The organism is Nitrosomonas oligotropha (assembly GCF_900106555.1).
Lineage (GTDB): Bacteria > Pseudomonadota > Gammaproteobacteria > Burkholderiales > Nitrosomonadaceae > Nitrosomonas > Nitrosomonas oligotropha_A.
The window spans coordinates 1-1,819 of record NZ_FNOE01000077.1; the positions used below are offsets into that span (position 1 = coordinate 1).

2 protein-coding genes and 1 pseudogene are annotated in these 1,819 nt (G+C 45.1%); 2 read left to right on the forward strand and 1 reads right to left on the reverse strand.

Features of this window, described 5'->3' with window-relative positions; all coding sequences use genetic code 11:
- Positions 1-3 precede the first annotated feature (3 nt).
- Complete coding sequence (locus tag BLU57_RS16980) at positions 4-171, forward strand: integrase core domain-containing protein (protein WP_090321722.1); 168 nt, start codon at positions 4-6, stop codon at positions 169-171.
- A gap of 6 nt (positions 172-177) precedes the next feature.
- On the opposite strand, the gene BLU57_RS16155 is transcribed toward BLU57_RS16980, so the two are convergent.
- A complete protein-coding gene (locus BLU57_RS16155) occupies positions 178-351 on the reverse strand; it encodes a hypothetical protein (protein ID WP_176776478.1) in 174 nt (57 codons plus the stop codon).
- A gap of 306 nt (positions 352-657) precedes the next feature.
- Between BLU57_RS16155 and BLU57_RS15670 the strand changes: the two are divergent.
- Positions 658-1,618, forward strand: a pseudogene (locus tag BLU57_RS15670) (IS481 family transposase); the annotation flags it as partial.
- Positions 1,619-1,819: the final 201 nt, after the last annotated feature.

The following is a 1,819-nucleotide window of genomic DNA, read 5'->3' on the forward strand; positions in this document are numbered from 1 at the left end:
GACATGTGGCACAGCAAGATTCACTTCAAAGACTGCGCCGATCGGCACATTCAGCTTCTCCGTTTCATTAATTTCTACAATACCGTTAAGCCTCACAAGAGTTTGAATAATGCCACCCCTTATGAAATACTCAACGCTTATTTCAATCAACCTCTCTGTAAACAACCCTGAGGTTTCTTACATATTAGCTTTTCCAAAACATTTGGTTACTCTAGCTTTGGTTGTTGTCCTTTGCGCAATGTGTTTAGTAACTAAATCCTTCGATGCATCTTGTAGGGAAATGTAACCATTTGTAACACAAGCAGATAAGAGTGGCACAAGCACCATTAAAGCATAATTTGCCGTTTTCATAGACCCACTCCAAAATCTTGCGCCTACGATTATCCAGACTGAACTGCAATACGCCTATGAGAAACATTCTACCAACTTGGATAAAGTGTTTAGATTAGGATGACGGCGAACAAATAAATTCCAATTTGCTTCAATGGACTTGAGTACAAAAAAAGGAGAAAAAATGAACTATAACTTCAAGAAGCTTCGATTGCTGCCTTATGGAGCAGTTGTCGTTTTTATTCTAGTTGCAATTACGTTCTGGTTTGTTTCAAAGCAGGAAACAAATCAGCTACGGAACCTCATTGATGAAAAGTTGATTACTCTAGCTGTAAGGTGATGGGTTTTTCTCGCAATACTTTCTATCGCTACCAGGCAGCAGTGGAAACCGGCGGTGTTGAGGCCCTGATTGATGCAAACCGGCTAAGCCCAACATCAAGAACCGTGTAGAAGAAGAGACGGAGGCGGCGGTCACCGCTTTTGCTCTGGAGCAACCGGCTTTTGGCCAAGTTCGTGTTTCCAATGAACTGCGCAAACGCGGGATCTTTGTTTCTCCATCAGGTGTCCGTTCAGTGTGGTTGCGCCAGAATCTGGAGTCGTTCAAGAAGCGTCTGTCAGCTTTGGAGAAGCATGTCGCTGAGACTGGAGTGGTGTTGACCGAGGCACAGGTGCAGGCGCTGGAGAAGAAACAGGACGATGATGTTGCCCACGGCGAGATCGAGACGGCTCACCCCGGCTATCTTGGTAGCCAGGATACCTTTTACGTCGGCACCCTCAAGGGCGTGGGGCGAATTTATCAGCAAACCTTCGTCGACACTTATTCCAAATGGGCGGCAGCCAAGTTGTATACCACCAAAACACGATCACCTCAGCTGATTTGCTTAATGATCGGGTATTGCCGTTCTTCACTGAACAAGGTATGGACGTCATCCGTATTCTGACCGACCGTGGTACCGAATATTGCGGCAAGCCGGAACATCACGATTACCAGCTCTATCTGGCGCTGAACGAGATTGAACATTCCAAAACGAAAGCCAATCATCCACAAACCAACGGTATTTGCGAGCGTTTCCACAAAACAATCTTGCAAGAGTTCTACCAGGTGGCATTCCGGCGCAAGATTTACCATTCCATCGAAGAGTTACAGCACGATTTGGATGACTGGATGGCGTACTACAATGGGGCACGTACTCACCAAGGAAAGATGTGCTGTGGGCGAACCCCAATGCAAACTCTAATTGACGCAAAGGAGGTATGGGACGATAAAATTACCACATTAAATAACTGAATTTGATCTAACAGGCACATCGTCAAATCGGGGGACTGTCAGATCGAGTCTGAACTACTACAAATTAGTTGAAGTTGACCTTGCCCCGATATTCGTACATCTTAACGTACTTATTATGCGGTCTTTTTCAACTGTGCCACAAGCCAGTTTTGCTCAAACTTCATTGGACTGATGTGAATTTAGTGTCGAATGCAATTTTTT

Coding starts and splice junctions, on each gene's coding strand:
- BLU57_RS16980 (WP_090321722.1), top strand. CDS start 4: ATGTGGCACAGCAAGATTCACTTCAAAGACTGCGCCGATCGGCACATT.
- BLU57_RS16155 (WP_176776478.1), bottom strand. CDS start 351: ATGAAAACGGCAAATTATGCTTTAATGGTGCTTGTGCCACTCTTATCT.